The sequence below is a fragment of the Janthinobacterium sp. JF4 genome, assembly GCF_059617925.1.
This window is the reverse complement of record NZ_JCAQAV010000045.1, coordinates 1-15,111: the sequence shown is the minus strand read 5'-3', so window position 1 is coordinate 15,111 and position 15,111 is coordinate 1. Positions and strand designations below refer to the sequence as shown.

At 63.2% G+C, this 15,111-nt stretch carries 16 protein-coding genes; 11 read left to right on the top strand and 5 right to left on the bottom strand.

What is annotated here, in order from left to right:
* Positions 1–84 precede the first annotated feature (84 nt).
* Positions 85–1,095 carry a zinc-binding alcohol dehydrogenase family protein gene (locus tag AC54AF_RS23455; protein WP_496638472.1) on the top strand — a complete coding sequence of 337 codons (1,011 nt, stop codon included), beginning with the start codon at positions 85–87 and terminating at the stop codon, positions 1,093–1,095.
* A gap of 7 nt (positions 1,096–1,102) precedes the next feature.
* Here the strand turns inward: AC54AF_RS23455 and nhaR are convergent, their stop codons facing one another.
* Positions 1,103–2,002 carry a transcriptional activator NhaR gene (gene nhaR, locus AC54AF_RS23450; RefSeq protein WP_496638471.1) on the bottom strand — a complete coding sequence of 300 codons (900 nt, stop codon included), beginning with the start codon at positions 2,000–2,002 and terminating at the stop codon, positions 1,103–1,105.
* 159 nt (positions 2,003–2,161) lie between these two features.
* Between nhaR and AC54AF_RS23445 the strand changes: the two genes are divergently transcribed.
* Together AC54AF_RS23445 and AC54AF_RS23440 are read left to right on the top strand one after the other, a co-directional pair.
* Positions 2,162–3,124 (top strand): TerC family protein, encoded by a 963-nt coding sequence (locus AC54AF_RS23445; protein ID WP_496638470.1) that lies wholly within the window; start codon positions 2,162–2,164, stop codon positions 3,122–3,124.
* A gap of 66 nt (positions 3,125–3,190) precedes the next feature.
* The gene (locus AC54AF_RS23440; protein WP_496638469.1) at positions 3,191–3,592 is read left to right on the top strand and encodes a tellurite resistance TerB family protein; all 402 of its coding nucleotides are present in this window, start codon (positions 3,191–3,193) and stop codon (positions 3,590–3,592) included.
* Here AC54AF_RS23440 and AC54AF_RS23435 read toward each other — a convergent pair whose 3' ends face one another.
* The gene (locus AC54AF_RS23435; RefSeq protein WP_131688055.1) at positions 3,593–3,946 is read right to left on the bottom strand and encodes a YnfA family protein; all 354 of its coding nucleotides are present in this window, start codon (positions 3,944–3,946) and stop codon (positions 3,593–3,595) included. It lies immediately after the preceding gene.
* A gap of 89 nt (positions 3,947–4,035) precedes the next feature.
* Between AC54AF_RS23435 and AC54AF_RS23430 the strand changes: the two genes are divergently transcribed.
* Positions 4,036–5,304: a glycerate kinase type-2 family protein gene (locus tag AC54AF_RS23430; RefSeq protein WP_496638468.1), complete on the top strand. Its 1,269-nt coding sequence runs from the start codon at positions 4,036–4,038 to the stop codon at positions 5,302–5,304.
* A 2-nt stretch (positions 5,305–5,306) separates the two neighbouring features.
* Here AC54AF_RS23430 and AC54AF_RS23425 read toward each other — a convergent pair whose 3' ends face one another.
* Positions 5,307–6,320 (bottom strand): zinc-binding alcohol dehydrogenase family protein, encoded by a 1,014-nt coding sequence (locus AC54AF_RS23425; protein ID WP_496638467.1) that lies wholly within the window; start codon positions 6,318–6,320, stop codon positions 5,307–5,309.
* Positions 6,321–6,415: 95 nt separating this feature from the next.
* On the opposite strand from AC54AF_RS23425, the gene AC54AF_RS23420 reads away from it, so the two are divergent.
* Positions 6,416–7,330: a LysR family transcriptional regulator gene (locus AC54AF_RS23420; RefSeq protein ID WP_496638466.1), complete on the top strand. Its 915-nt coding sequence runs from the start codon at positions 6,416–6,418 to the stop codon at positions 7,328–7,330.
* Positions 7,331–7,374: 44 nt separating this feature from the next.
* Here the strand turns inward: AC54AF_RS23420 and AC54AF_RS23415 are convergent, their stop codons facing one another.
* A complete protein-coding gene (locus AC54AF_RS23415; protein ID WP_496638465.1) occupies positions 7,375–7,752 on the bottom strand; it encodes a c-type cytochrome in 378 nt (125 codons plus the stop codon).
* A 250-nt stretch (positions 7,753–8,002) separates the two neighbouring features.
* Here AC54AF_RS23415 and AC54AF_RS23410 point away from each other — a divergent pair, with 250 nt between their 5' ends.
* From AC54AF_RS23410 to AC54AF_RS23400, 3 genes are all read left to right on the top strand, one after another.
* Positions 8,003–9,562: a DUF1800 domain-containing protein gene (locus AC54AF_RS23410; protein ID WP_496638464.1), complete on the top strand. Its 1,560-nt coding sequence runs from the start codon at positions 8,003–8,005 to the stop codon at positions 9,560–9,562.
* A gap of 20 nt (positions 9,563–9,582) precedes the next feature.
* A complete protein-coding gene (locus AC54AF_RS23405) occupies positions 9,583–10,782 on the top strand; it encodes a DUF1501 domain-containing protein (protein WP_496638463.1) in 1,200 nt (399 codons plus the stop codon).
* Positions 10,783–10,870: 88 nt separating this feature from the next.
* On the top strand, positions 10,871–11,971 hold the full coding sequence (locus tag AC54AF_RS23400) for an AI-2E family transporter (RefSeq protein ID WP_496638462.1): 1,101 nt from the start codon (positions 10,871–10,873) through the stop codon (positions 11,969–11,971).
* Between the two features lie 214 nt (positions 11,972–12,185).
* Here AC54AF_RS23400 and AC54AF_RS23395 read toward each other — a convergent pair whose 3' ends face one another.
* The gene (locus AC54AF_RS23395) at positions 12,186–12,410 is read right to left on the bottom strand and encodes a hypothetical protein (protein ID WP_010396348.1); all 225 of its coding nucleotides are present in this window, start codon (positions 12,408–12,410) and stop codon (positions 12,186–12,188) included.
* Positions 12,411–12,555: 145 nt separating this feature from the next.
* On the opposite strand from AC54AF_RS23395, the gene AC54AF_RS23390 reads away from it, so the two are divergent.
* Genes AC54AF_RS23390 through AC54AF_RS23380 form a run of 3 tightly spaced genes read left to right on the top strand, consistent with a single transcriptional unit; the run spans position 12,556 to position 15,052 of the window.
* On the top strand, positions 12,556–13,308 hold the full coding sequence (locus tag AC54AF_RS23390; RefSeq protein WP_496638461.1) for a phosphatase PAP2 family protein: 753 nt from the start codon (positions 12,556–12,558) through the stop codon (positions 13,306–13,308).
* Between the two features lie 12 nt (positions 13,309–13,320).
* The gene (locus tag AC54AF_RS23385) at positions 13,321–14,229 is read left to right on the top strand and encodes a diacylglycerol/lipid kinase family protein (protein ID WP_496638497.1); all 909 of its coding nucleotides are present in this window, start codon (positions 13,321–13,323) and stop codon (positions 14,227–14,229) included.
* Between the two features lie 4 nt (positions 14,230–14,233).
* Entirely contained in the window at positions 14,234–15,052 is an 819-nt protein-coding gene (locus AC54AF_RS23380; protein ID WP_496638460.1) for a metallophosphoesterase family protein, read from the top strand.
* Positions 15,053–15,111: the final 59 nt, after the last annotated feature.

The following is a 15,111-nucleotide window of genomic DNA, read 5'->3' as shown; positions in this document are numbered from 1 at the left end:
TTGGTCAGGTGTGAAACGCATTGAAGCATATTTTTCTTTATCGCGTGCTTGCTTACCATGGACTTTTATCTGCAGGGGCAGGCAATGAAGATGATCGGTTTCAACAAGGGCAGCAGTGTAGACGAGCAAGATGGCCTGTTCGACACGGCGGGAGAGATGCCCGTGCCCGGCCCGCGCGACGTGCTGGTGCAGGTGCGCGCCGTGGGCGTCAACCCGCTCGACACCAAGGTGCGCGCGGGGCGGGTCGAAGTGCCGCAGCGTGTCGTGACCCTGGGCTGGGATGCGGCCGGCATCGTGCATGCGGTGGGCAGCGACGTGACCTCGTTGGCGGCGGGGCAAGCCGTGTATTACGCGGGCTCGTTCGACCGCGCGGGCGCCAATGCCGAGTACCATCTGGTCGACGAACGCATCGCCGCGCGCATGCCGGCGACCCTCGATTTTGCCCAGGCGGCCAGCGTGCCGCTGGCGGCGCTGACGGCGTGGCAGCTGCTGTTCGAGCGCTTTGCCATCACGCCCGGCGACCGGCAGCCACGGGGCAGCCTGCTGGTGCTCGGTGGCGCGGGCGGCGTCGGCTCGCTGCTGATCCAGCTGGCGCGCCAGTTGACGGGCTTGACGGTGATCGCCACGGCCTCGCGCGGCGACAGTGCGGATTGGTGCCGCGCCATGGGCGCACATCACGTGATCGACCACACGCTGCCGTTGCCGGCGCAGGTGGCGGCATTGAAAGTGGCGCCCGTGCGCCACATCGCCGCCCTGTCGCATACGGCACGCCACGTCGCGGCATTGACGCAGATCATCGCGCCGCACGGCAAGCTGGCCGTCATCGACGATCACGATGCTTTTGACGCGGCGCCGCTGAAGGGCAAGAGCGTCTCGCTGCACTGGGAAATGGTGTTTACCCGGCCTTTGTACCTGACCGACGATATGCAGGAACAGCAGCGCATTTTGCAGCGCGTGGCGGGCCTGCTGGATGAGGGCGTGCTGCGCCATACGCTGCGGCAGCGTTTGTCGCCGATGGATGCGGCCACCCTGCGGCGCGCCCATGCACTGCTGGAGCGGGGCGGGCAGCCGGGAAAAATCGTCGTCAGCGATTGAATCTGGCTTACACGAACAGCTCGTGCCGCGCGCTCTGGCTGATGGCGATGGTGGCCGGGTGGCTCAAGCGCCGTTCCGTGGTGATCGCATAGACTTGCTCGACCAGGCTGTCGACCCGGCCCAGCGCCACCACGGCGTACTGTTCACAGACCTGGGGCGCGATGACGGTGGGGGCGAAGAACAGGCCGGCGCCGGACTGGCCGAAGGCCTTCATCATGGCGCTGTCGTCGAATTCGCCGACGATGCGCGGGTGCAGATGATTGTCGCCGAGCCATTGCAGCAAGCGCCCGTAAATGGCGAAGTCTTCGCCGGGCAGCAGCAGTGGCGCGCCATCGAGGCATTGCGGAAAGGCGCCCGTCAGGGTGGCGGCCAGCTCTGGCGTGCCGAACAGGGTCATGCCGCTTTCGCCCAGTAAATGGTTAAAACCGCGCACGCTCAAATGGGCCGGCATGGGGCGGTCCGCCATGATGAGGTCGAGCCGGTGCACGGCCAGGTCCGCCAGCAGGCTGGCCAGGCGTCCCTCGCGGCAAATGATGCGCAGCGGCTCGGCCAGGCCCAGCGCGGGCGCGACCAGGCGGCAGGCGATCAGTTTTGAGACGGAATCGGCGCAGCCCACGCGAAAGGTCGTCGTCGTGGTGCGCGACTGGTCGCGCACGATTTCCAGCAATGCATCGCCCGTGCTGAAAATGCTTTCGGCATGGCTGAGGATGCGCCTGCCCGTTTCCGTCAATTCCAGCTGGCGCCCGCTGCGGCGGAACAATTCCACGCCCAGGGTGTCGGCAAACTCGCTGAGCTGACCGGAAATCGATTGCGGCGTCAGGTGCAACTGCTCGGCCGCGCGCGCGATGCTGCCCGTCTTGGCCACCATCCAGAAATAGCGCAAGTGCTTGAAGTTGAGTGTGGACATGGCGCTTCCTGAAAAATTAATACATCGAATTTTTCGATGTATTCGTAAATTATATTCGATTTGTTCGATGTTTGTATTCAGTCTATGATGGCTGCTCAATTCATGCAAGGAGAGTGTCATGGGCATCAGGATACAGACAGACAGTTGCGGAGGCCGCCGATGAACGGCCTGGAGAGCATTGCGACGGCACCCATGTGGGCCGGCTTCATCGCCTTTGTCCTGGTGATGCTGGCGCTGGACCTGTTCGTCTTCGGCGGCAACAAGGCGCACAAGGTCAGTGTCAAGGAAGCGGCCACGTGGTCGCTGGTGTGGGTCAGCCTGGCCCTCTTGTTCAACGGCGGCCTGTGGTGGTATCTGAACGGCACGGCCGGTCCCGAGATCGCCAACCAGAAGGCGCTGGAATTCTTTTCCGGCTACCTGATCGAGAAAGCCCTGTCGGTTGATAACGTGTTCGTGTTCCTGCTGATCTTCAGCGCCTTCCAGGTGCCGATCCAGTACCAGCGCCGCGTGCTGATTTACGGCGTGCTGGGCGCGATCGTCATGCGCGCCGTGATGATACTGGCTGGTGCCTGGGTGGTAAGCGAGTTCAGCTGGGTGCTGTACCTGTTTGGCGCCTTCCTCTTGATTACCGGCATGCGCATGCTGGTGGCGGCCGATGCGGAACCTGACGTGGCGAACAACCCGGTGCTGCGCTTTGCACGCCGCCACTTGCGGGTGGCCGACGGCGATCACGGCGAGCGTTTCTTCGTGGCCAAGGGTGGCTTGCGCTATGTCACGCCGCTGTTCCTCGTGCTGATCCTGATCGAGGTGACGGACCTGATCTTCGCGGTCGATTCGATCCCGGCGATCTTCGCCATCACGACGGACCCGTTCATCGTCTTCACGTCGAACCTGTTCGCCATCATGGGCTTGCGCGCTCTGTACTTCCTGCTGGTGGACGTGGCTGACCGCTTCCACATGCTCAAGTATGGCCTGGCGATGGTACTGGTATTTATCGGCGCCAAGATGCTGATCATGCCGTGGTACCACGTGCCGGTGGAAGCATCGTTGCTGGTGGTGGCGGTCCTGATCGTTTCGAGCTGCGTGGCCAGCGTGTTCATCACCCGCAGCGACAAAAAGTAAAACAGCAGTACGGCGCGCCCCGCACGGCGGTGGCGCGCTTTGTAAACTAACAATGGAAGAGAAACTATGCGTACCTATGAAGTGAATAGTCCCCAGGCAGCGGGACGTATTCTGGCCCTGATGATGGTGGTCGACGGCAACCTGGCCAGCACCGAGCTGCAAGCGATGCACCGAAGCAAGATCCTCGAGCATATCGACCTGGCGCCAGCCGCTTTTCAACAGCTGCTGCAAGACTTGTGCGACGACATGCTGACCTCGACCGTGCATGGCGCCGTGCAGCTGGCCAATGGCGTGATCGACAGCCTGCTCGATGAAATCGCTGACCCGGACTTGCGCCGCAAGCTGCTGCAAGCCATGTGGAAGATCGCCGATGCCGACGACTGGCTGGCCGATGGCGAAGCCGTCTTGCTGGCCCGCGCCAGCGCGGCGTGGTCGGCGGAAACGAACTTCCGCCAGCATGCGGCGTAATTATGCCGCCTTGTGTCCCATGGCAATGACGGCGGCGCCTGCCAGGGCCAGGCCCACGCCGGCGATGTCCGTCCAGGCCGGCGTGACGCCGTCCACCAGCCATAGCCAGCCCAGCGCCGTGGCGATATAGATGGCGCCATACGTGGCATACACTCTGCCGCTGGCGGCTGGATGCAAGGTCAGCAGCCACACGAAGACCAGCAGACTGATGGCAGCCGGCAACAGCAGCCAGGCGCTGCCCTTGTTGCTCAGCCACAGCATGGGCAGGTAGCAGCCCAGCAGTTCTGCCACGGCCGTGACGGTAAACAGTCCGAAAGTGCGGGCCAGTCCAGTCCATTCAATGGCGTCGTTCATTGCATTCCTGTTTTTACCGTCGAGCCGCCATTGTAGCTGTCAGGCTGCCGGCCCTGCTATGATCGGGACCGGACCCCGGAGGAAACAAAATGACGACGACCCCAGCGCCGCGCGCCTTGCTGCAAGCCATGTTCCATGCCGCCATCGCAGCGGCCCAGCCATCGCACTGCATACCGCCCCATCTGCCGCCCGCGCCCAAGGGCCGCCTGATCGTCATCGGCGCCGGCAAGGCCTCGGCCGCCATGGCGCAGGCCGTGGAGCAGCATTGGCCGGGGCCGCTGTCCGGGCTGGTCGTCACGCGCTATGGCTATGCCGTGCCTTGCGAGCGCATCGAGATCGTCGAAGCGTCGCATCCCGTGCCCGATGCGGCCGGCATGGACGCGGCGCGGCGCATGCTGGACCTGGTCGCCAACTTGCAGCCCGACGATACGGTGCTATGTCTGATTTCGGGCGGCGGCTCGTCTCTGCTGGCCTTGCCGCTGGACGGCATCAGTCTGGAAGACAAGCAAGCCTTGAACCGCGCCTTGCTGGCGTCGGGCGCCACCATCAGCGAAATGAATTGCGTGCGCCGCCATTTGTCCGCCATCAAGGGAGGGCGGCTGGCGGCCGCCTGCCATCCGGCGCAAGTCGTCACCTTGGCCATTTCCGACGTGCCCGGCGACAAGCTGGGCGATATCGCGTCCGGCCCCACGGTGGGCGACGCCACCACCTGCGAGGATGCGCTGGCCATCGTGCGCCGCTATGGCATCGATTTGTCGGACAGCCTGCGCGCCGCGCTGGAAAGCGGGCGCGGCGAATCCGTGAAACCCGATGACCCATGCCTGGCGCGCACGCAGACGACCTTGATCGCCACGCCGCAGATGGCGCTGGAAGCGGCAGCGTCCGTGGCGCGCGCTGCCGGCGTCACGCCGTATATCTTGGGCGACAGCCTGGAAGGCGAGGCGCGTGACGTGGGCAAGGTGATGGCCGGCATCGCGCTGCAAACGGCCGTGCGGGGCCAGCCGTTTCCCGCCCCGTGCGTGCTGCTGTCGGGCGGCGAAACGACCGTCACCGTGCGCGGCAAGGGCCGCGGCGGGCGCAACGTGGAATTCCTGCTGGCGCTGGGCATTGCGCTCGATGGCCACGCGGGTATCCACGCGCTGGCTGGCGACACGGATGGCGTCGACGGACAGGAAGACATCGCCGGCGCGGTTCTGGCGCCCGATACCCTGCAGCGGGCCTGGGCACAAGGCATCAAGCCGCGCGACAGCCTGGACAACAACGATGGCCACGGCTTCTTCCAGGTGCTGGGCGATTCCGTGGTCACGGGCCCGACATTGACCAACGTCAATGATTTCCGGGCCATCCTGATTACCTGAATTTAGAACCCTTCCAGCACGATCTTGCCCTTGGCGGTGTTGCTTTCCAGCAGAGCATGCGCGCGCTTCAAATTTGCCGCATTGATCGTGCCGAAGCGCTCGGCCAGCGTCGTCTTGATGACGTCGGCGTCCACCAGCTGCGCCAGCTCTTCCAGTAGTTCATGCTGCTGGACCATGTCGGCCGTCTGGAACAGCGAACGGGTAAACATCAGTTCCCAGTGCAGCGACACGCTCTTGCCCTTGAACTTGCGCACGTCGATGTGCTCGGGGTCGTCGATCAGGGCGAACTTGCCCTGCGGCGCGATCAGTTCCACGATCTGCTCGACATGCTGGTCGGTCTGGTTCAGGCTGATCACATAATCGACGGGCGGCAAATCCAGTCGCGTGATTTCCCCCGCCAGCGGCAGGCTGTGGTCGATCACGTGGTGGGCGCCCAGTTCCTTGACCCAGGCTGCCGTTTCCGCGCGCGAGGCCGTGCCGATAATGGTGACGCCCGTCAATTGCCGCGCCAGTTGCACCAGCACGGAGCCGACGCCGCCGGCCGCGCCGATCACCAGCAGCGACTTGCCCGTCAGGCTCTTGTCGCGGCTGATCTGCAGGCGGTCGAACAGCAGTTCCCAGGCCGTAATCGCCGTGAGGGGCAGGGCGGCGGCTTGGGCGAAATCGAGGCTGGCCGGCATGTGGCCGACGATGCGCTCGTCGACCAGCTGGAATTCGCTGTTGCTGCCGGGGCGGTTGATGGCGCCTGCGTACCAGACTTTGTCGCCCACCTGGAACAGGGTCACGTCGGGGCCGACGGCCGTGACGACGCCGGCCGCATCCCAGCCCAGCACTTCCGGCTGGCCCGCTTTCGGGGCGCGGTTCTTGCGCACCTTGGTATCGACCGGATTGACGGAAATGGCCTTGACGGCGACGAGCAGGTCGCGCCCCGTGGCGACGGGCACGGGCAACTCGATGTCGAGCAGGGCGTCGGTATCCGTGATGGGCAGGCTGTGGTGGTAGGCGATGGCTTTCATGTACTTCCTCGTTGAGTGGATACCGTATGATGGTGGCAATGCCGGCCTGGAAACAGGGGGCGCGTACCGAAACACTTTCAAAGGAATGCTGAAAATTGCTGCGACTCGATGACTTGCAGGTATTTGTGCGCACGGCCGACCGGGGCAGTTTGTCGGCGGCCGCGCGCGAGATCGGCATTTCGCCCGCGCTGGCCAGCGCCGCCGTCAAGCGCCTCGAAGGGGCGTTGGGCTTGCGCCTGCTGGCTCGCACGACGCGCTCGCTGAGCCTGACGCCGGAAGGCACGCAATACCTGGAGCACGCGCGGGAAGCCTTGCGCCTGCTGCGCGCAGGCCACGATGCGCTGCTGGCAGGCAAGGACAGTTTCGGTGGAACCTTGAAAATTGCCATGCCCTCCGACCTGGGCCGCAACCTGATGCTGGGTTGGCTGGACGAGTTTCAGTCACGCCATCCGAAACTGCAGTACCAGCTCAGCGTCAGCGACCGGGTGGCCGACATGGTGCGCCAGCAAGTCGACATTGCCTTGCGTTACGGGCAGCAGGATGATTCGAGCCTGATCGCCATGCCGATTGCCCCCGCCAACGACCGGGTGCTGGTGGCGTCTCCCGCCTACCTGCGCGAAAACGGCCCCCTGCTGGCGCTGGAAGACTTGTCGCAGCGCAATTGCCTGCGCTTCGCGCTGGAAGACGGCTTGCACGACCGCTGGACCTTCTACCGCCTGCCCCAGCGCGAGCAAGTGACGGTGTCCGTGAGCGGCAACCGCAGCGCCGACGATGCCGACCTGGTGCGGCGCTGGGCCGTGGCGGGACTGGGCATCGCCTGTAAATCGCGGCTCGACGTGGCTGGCGACCTGGCCGCCGGCCGCCTGCAAGCGCTGTTGCCCGACGTGGCGGGCGAAGCTGCGCCCTTGCACCTGGTCAGCGCGCACCGGGCGCAGGTGACGCCGCTGGTGCTGCAGCTGCGCGATTTCCTGCGCGACAAGTGTGCGGAGCTATTAAAACAGCATGATTGACCGTGGATTGTTACTTCGTGGTGTGCCCGCCGTGCATCGCCATATCAGCGGGTTTTTAAGATTACATCACTCATGTATTGATTCAAATCGCGAAAATCCTTCACCCGCCAGGCATATGGCGCGATCTTGACGCCATTCTCTTTCAAGGTTTTTGGAATCAAATCGCCATTCGGACGCAGTATGACCGAGGATACAATCACGCCCGGATAATCCTTCAGGCGTTTCTTGAAAGCGGCTGTTGTCAGGTCAGGCGTGGGAGGACTGCTTTTATTCGCCAATGGCCCTGTGCCCTTGATCTCTGCGCCGTGGCACACGGCACATCGCTGTACATACAGCGTTTTGCCATTGAGATTATCCGCGAAGGATGACGGTGTTTGAACGAGCGATAACACGCCGAGTGCAGCGATAAATAATAATTTCATTTCATTTTAAATGTGAACTGTTGTATGGATAATGTCTGGATTAATTGAAAATGCGGAGCTGTCATTGCAATACGTCATGCTCCCGATAATATTTTATCCGAGATTGTTTATTCGTAATGTACTCGCCACCGCGCATGGTCGGCTGGCGAATCATCGCGCTCGATTACAACTCGTTGCAAATGACAATCATGCGCAGGTCAAGCTGGGCGTACCCTCAAGCATTCTGCATGAAACCGCTTGAAGGACCGCCATGACCCCACCCCGACTCTTGTCGACGACCTTGCTTTTCCTGTTCTTGCTGGCCGGCTGCGCCGCAACCGGACCCGCCATCCAGGCCGGTCATCGCGCGCAGAGCAGTCCCGCGCAGACCAGTTCCGCGCAGGACGTCGCCATGCTGGAACGGGTCAGCTGGGGCGTGAACGGGGGCTGCGTGCGCCAGATGCAGGCGCAAGGCTGGAACGCCTGGCTGCAGGCGCAGTTGCATCCAGGAAAAGCGGTCTTGCCGCCGGCCATCTCCGCGCAGATCGACGCCATGACCATCAGCCAGGTGCCGCTCGATCAATTGGTGATGTCGGTGGAGCGAAAGCGCAAGGAGTCGGCCGGCGTGATGGACGACATGGCCAAGCAGCAGGCGCAAAAAGACTATCAGCAGGAACTGAACCTCCTGGCGCGCGAGGCGGCCACGCGCTCCTTGCTGCTCGACGTGTATTCGCCGAATCAGTTGCAGCAGCAACTGAGCTGGTTCTGGCTCAACCATTTCAGCGTGCACCAGGGCAAACACAACTTGCGCGCCATGGTGGGCGATTACGAGGCGAACGCCATCGCGCCGCATGCCTTGGGGAAATTTCGTGACTTGCTGGGCGCCACCGTCCACCATCCGGCCATGCTGCGCTACCTGGACAATGAAGCCAACGCCGCCAAGCGCATCAATGAAAACTATGCGCGCGAGCTGATGGAGCTGCACACCTTGGGCGTCAACGGCGGCTACAGCCAGATGGATGTGCAGGAACTGGCGCGCATCCTGACCGGGGTGGGCGTGAACTTGGGGCCGGACACGCCGAAGGTGAAACCGGCGCTGCAGTCGCAATACGTGCGCCGGGGCTTGTTCGAATTTAATCCGAACCGTCACGACTACGGCGATAAACAATTCCTCGGGCAGACGGTGAAGGGCAGGGGGTTGGCCGAGCTCGATGAAGCGCTGGATCGCCTGAGCCGCAGTCCCGCCACGGCGCACTTTATCAGCGGCAAGCTGGCGCAGTATTTCGTCGGCGATAATCCGCCCGCACCCTTGGTGGCGCGCATGGCGGCCACTTTCCGGCACAGCGACGGCATGATCGCCGACGTGCTGCAGACCATGTTCGATAGCCCCGAGTTCAAGCAGTCGCTGGGCAAGAAATTCAAGGACCCCATGCACTATGTGGTGTCGGCCGTGCGCCTCAGCTATGACGACAAGCCCATCCTGAACGCGGGGCCCATGCTGAGCTGGCTCTCGCGCATGGGCCAGCCTTTGTACGGACGCCAGACGCCCGATGGCTATCCGCTGGCGGACGCCTCCTGGGCCAGCCCCGGCCAGATGACGACGCGTTTCGATATCGCCCGCACCATCGGCTCGGGCAGCGCCGGCCTGTTCAGGACGGAGGGCCCACCGCCGCAGGAAAAAGTGGCGTTTCCCCAACTGGCCAGCGCCCTGTATTACCAGTCGCTGCAGCCAGCCTTGAGTCCGGCCACTCTTCAGGCTCTGGAGCAGGCCGCTTCTCCGCAGGAGTGGAATACCTTTCTTCTTTCTTCACCCGAAATGATGCACCGCTAAGTTGAAACCGGAGGATTGCCATGAACCGTCGTGACCTGTTGAAAGCGCTGGCCGCCGCGCCCTTGTTGTCGCATGCGGGCAGCCTGCTGGCCGCACCGGCCACGGATGCGAAGCTGCTGTTCGTCTTCTTGCGCGGCGGCTATGACGCGAACAATCTGCTGGTGCCTGTCGGCAGCGATTTTTACTATGCATCGCGGCCGAATATCGCCATTGCCCAACCTGGTGCGGAAAACGGCGCGCTGCCCTTGACCGCCGACTGGGGCTTGCATCCGGCCTTGCGCGAGACCATCTATCCCCTGTTCACGGGCGGCGAGGCGGCCTTCATCCCGTTTGCCGGCACGACGGATCTGACGCGCAGCCATTTCGAGACGCAGGACAGCATCGAACTGGGGCAAGAGCTGGGCGGACGCCGTGATTTCCGCTCGGGCTTCCTGAACCGCCTGGTGCAGACCTTGAATGGCAGCAAGGCCAATCCGGTCAACCCCGCCATCGCCTTCACGGACCAGCTGCCGCTGATCTTCCAGGGCGGCGTGCAAGTGCCGAACATGGCGCTGCGCTCGGTGGGCAAGTCCGGCATTGATGCGCGTCAAAGCCAGATCATCGCCGCCATGTACCGGGGCACCCCCCTGCAGCAACCCGTCAACGCAGGCTTTGTCGTGCGCGCTGATGTGACGAAGGAGTTGACGGGCGAGATGCAGGCGGCCAACCGCAACGCCATCAGTACCAAGGGTTTTGAACTGGAAGCGCAGCGCATCGCCCGCTTGATGAAGGATAAATACAATATCGGCTTCGTCGATGTGGGCGGCTGGGATACGCACGTGGGGCAGGGCGGCGCCAGCGGCTACCTGGCGGGGCGTTTTGACGAGCTGGGACGCGGTTTGTCTGCGTTTTCGCAGGAAATGGGCGGCGCCTGGCGCCATACCATGGTCGTGGTGGTCAGCGAATTTGGCCGCACCTTCCGCGAAAACGGCAACCGCGGCACGGATCACGGCCACGGCAGCGTGTTCTGGGTGCTGGGCGGCGGCATCAAGGGGAAACAGGTGGCGGGCGAGCAGGTGGCGATGTCGCAGGCGAACCTGTTCCAGAACCGCGACATGCCCGTGCTGAATGAATACCGGGCCGTGCTGGGCGGCTTGCTGCGCCGCACGTTCGGCCTGACGCCGGCGCAACTCGAGCACGTGTTTGCCGGCGTGAAACCGGTGGAGCTGGGGCTCGTGTAAATCGGAATGCCGCGTGTTACGCTACGCCTGCGCAACTGGCGCGTAGCGAATACTGGCAGCCTGTGGCGCCGGGCACGAATGGAGTAGCATGAGCGATACCCAGCGCGATATTGTCAGCGCAGGCTTTTCCCTGGCCCTGATCGCCGTGACGGCCTTCGTCATGCAGCGTTTCTTTTTGCCGCTCGTGTGGGCCGGCATTCTGTGCGTGGCCACCTGGCCTTTGTACGTGCGCGTGCGCGCGGCGCTGGGCCAGCGCACCATCATCGCGGCGGTGGCGCTGACCCTGGCGTTTGCCTGCATCTTCATCATTCCCGTGCTGTTCGGCGTGGCGCAGGCGGCGCGCGAAGTGCCCGTGCTGGCCGATTTCATCGTGCATGCGAATGCCGACGGCTTGCCCGTGCCGCACTGGGTGGCGAACATTCCGCTGGCCGGCAGCGCCATCGGCGACTGGTGGCTGGCTACACTGAGCCAGCCGCACGGCCTGGGCCACTTCTTTGCGGGCAGCGCCGTCGGCGGCTTTCATTCCGCGCGCGACATGCTCAAGGTGCTGGGTGCGGACGTGTTCCACCGCCTGGTCGACTTCGGCCTGGCATTTCTATGCCTGTTTTTCTTCTACAAGGATGGCGAAGCGCTGACGCGCCAGATCACGGCCGTCGGCAGCCATTTCCTGCGCCCCGAACGCTGGGGCCGCTATGCGCAAAAGATTCCCACGGCCATCCGCGCCACCGTCAACGGCCTGGTGCTGGTGGGACTGGCCGAAGGCGTGCTGATCGGTATCGCCTACGCCATCGCCGGCTTGCCGTCGCCGGCCCTGTGGGCCTTTGCCACGGGCATCCTGGCCATCATCCCGTTCGGCGCGCCGCTCGCTTATCTGTGCGCGGCCGCCTTGCTGGTCTTCCAGGGCAATGTGGGCGCCGCCATCGGCGTGGCCGCCTGGGGCACCGTGGTGCTGTTCGTTGCCGACCATTTCGTGCGCCCCGGCATGATCGGCAACGCCACCCGCTTGCCCTTCCTGGCCGTGCTGTTCGGCATTCTGGGCGGCGTGGAAACCCTGGGCCTCGTGGGCCTGTTCATCGGCCCCGTCGTGATGGTGCTGTTCGTCACGCTGTGGTACGAAGCGCATGTGTTTGACAAGGTGCTGCCAGTGAAAACACCTGCTAGCCCGGCCGCGCCGGAACGCACACAGTAATGAGGGGGCGGCCAGCGTTGCCGCTGGCCGGTACTGAGACGTTTCCGACGTGGCCGGGCGAGGCTTTCAAGCAAGGTCGTCGAAAGCCCCGGAATACGCCGAGAAAAATCGTAGCGAGCGGCAACGAGTTGTGGCTAAGAAGCGCAGCTGTACTTTAGTACAGCGAGCATCGCAGGCCGCAAATCGCGCCGCGCAGTAGATTTTTAAGGCGTATTTAATGCGCTTTAGATAATATTAAAAGCCAACGGCGCATCAGCAGCACTTCAACATAGCCCGGCTCGATGCCCGTACCGCACTCGATCAAGGGATTGACGGTGTAGTAGCGCTTGCGGAAGTCGCGGCAGACGAGGATTTCGCGCTTGCCCATGCGGACGAGGAAAGAGCTTGGGGCGTATTCCAGGCCGAACCGTGAGCCAAAACCGCTATTCAATGTTGCCATGACAATTCCTTTGAGGGAGATGTGTTGAACGAGTCACCAGAATAGCATAACTACTGTATTAAAACACAGTTACTGTATGAATAAACAGTATTTTTTTACCGGTGTGGTTTTTTTGATCACCCGCTTGATTTGAGGAGTAAGTAGTTTGCAAGAGAAGAATGACATGGGCATGACGACGGGATGGACCACGAAACTGCGCTGCTTCGTCGAGGCGCGCCTGTCGCCCGAGGGCGAGCTGGGCCTGCATATGACGGTCGGCGTGGCCCTGATGCTGGTGGCCATCGTGGTCTTCCACGAGATCGCCGAAGCCGTGATGGGCATGGCCCAGATCACCGTGATCGACTTGCAGGTGGCGCACTGGTTCAATCAGCATGCCGTGCCGTGGATCACCAGCTGCCTGCTGGTCGTTACGCATACGCATGGCGTGCTCGGCGCCATCACCCTGGCCACCCTGCTGGGCTGGTATCTGCACCGCAAGGGCGCCGATTACTGGCTGTTTACCCTGATCATCACCATGCCGGGCGTCATGTTTTTGAACCTGCTGCTAAAGTACATCTTTGTGCGCGCGCGGCCCAGTTTTGATGAACCCATCCTGCAGACGGCCTTGACTACGTACAGCTTTCCGAGTGGCCATACTGCCACCTCGACGGCCCTGTACGGCTTGCTGGCCGCCTATCTGATTTGCCAGACGGCGCCGGGCGCTTGGGGCAAGCGCATCGCCATCGCGCTGGCCGCCTTCCTGATGGCGTCACTCGTGGGTTTCAGCCGCATCTACCTGGGTGCGCATTACCTGAGCGATGTGCTGGCGGCCATGGCGGAAAGCTATGGCTGGCTGGCCATCTGCATCGCCGGCGTGTCGACCCTGCGCCGCCGCCGGCATATCCGGCAAACCAAATAAGGGGAAACTGTCCTGTCCAAAATTGCAGTCATCATCAACGCGGGCGCCGGTTGCGGCTACGCGCCCGACTGGGCGCAGCAGCTCGAAGCGACCTTTGCCGCCGTGGGGCTCGACGCCGCCATCACCCTGGCGCAAAGCGGCGCCGACATGATCGCCACGGCCGAGCAAGCCCTGCGCGATGGCGCGCCCATCGTCGTGGCCGGTGGCGGCGATGGCACCATCAATGCCGTCGCGTCCGTCGTTGTCGGCAGCGGCACGCCGTTTGGCGTTTTGCCGCTGGGCACCCTGAACCATTTCGCCAAGGATTTGAATATCCCGCTCGACCTCGATGCGGCGATTGCCAATGTGGCGCAGGGCGTGCCGCACCAGGTCGATGTGGGCGAGGTCAATGGCCGCATCTTCCTGAACAATTCCAGTCTGGGCCTGTATCCGGACATCGTGCGCGACCGCGAAAAGCAGCAGCGCCGGCTGGGACGGGGCAAGTGGCTGGCCTTCAGCTGGGCCCTGCTGGCGGCCTTGCGCCGCTATCCCTTCCTCAGCGTGCAATTGAAACTCAACGACGCCGTGCATGCGCGGCGCACGCCCTTCGTCTTCATCGGCAATAATGAATACCTGATGGAAGGCTTGAATATCGGTGAGCGCGAGCGGCTCGATGGCGGCCAGCTGAGCCTGTACGTGGCGCAGCGTCCGGGCCGCCTGGGCTTGCTGAAGCTGGCCTTGCACGCGCTGTTCGGCAAGTTGTCGCAGGCCAAGGATTTCGACGTGTTGACAGTCACCGACCTGGAAATCGCGACGAAGCACAGGCGCCTGCGCGTGGCCACCGATGGCGAAGTGACCGTCATGAATACGCCGCTGCAATACCGCATCCGCCGGGCCGCGCTGGCGGTGCTGGTGCCGGCGCCGGCACCTTCTGGGGAGTAAGGCCATGCGTACCATCGTGCATTTGTCCGACTTGCATTTCGGCAGGGTCGACGCGGACTTGCTGGCGCCCCTGCGCGCGCTGGTCGAACGGATCGAGCCGGACGTGGTGGTGGTCTCGGGCGACCTCACGCAGCGCGCCCGCAGCGCCCAGTTCCAGCAGGCGCGGCACTTTCTCGACAGCTTGCCGGGGCCGCAGATCATCGTGCCGGGCAACCATGACGTGCCGCTCTACAACGTCTTTTCCCGCTTCCTGACGCCGCTGGTGAAATACCGGCGCCATGTGACGGACGACTTGTCGCCCGAGCATGTGGACGAGGAAATCGCCGTGCTGGGCATCAATACGGCCCGCTCCTTGACGTTCAAGGATGGCCGCATCAGCCACGAGCAGATCGATGTCCTGCGTGCACGCCTGGGCCGTTTGCCGCCCGGTTTGACGCGCATCATCGTCACGCATCATCCATTTGACTTGCCCGAGCATTTTGATGACGATGACCTGGTCGACCGCGCGCCGCTGGCGCTGCAAATGTTTTCCGAATGCGGCGTCGACCTGCTGCTGGCGGGGCATTTGCACGCCAGCCATGCGGGCGACACCTCGGCGCGCTACAAGATCGCCGGTTATGCGGCCCTGATGGTGCAGGCGGGCACGGCCACGTCCACGCGGGGCAGGGGCGAGTCGAATTCCTTCAATGTGCTGCGCGTGGAAAACGGCTGCATCCGGGTCGAGCGCTACAGCTGGAATGAAGACGGCGCCGACTTCGAAAAAGTCAGCACGGAAGCGTTCGAGCGCCAGGGCGGCGTGTGGGCCAGTTTGCGGCCGCTGTAGGTTTCCTGTAGATACTGTTATCCCCGTCAAGCGGCGTGCAAGGTCGGATCAAATATTTT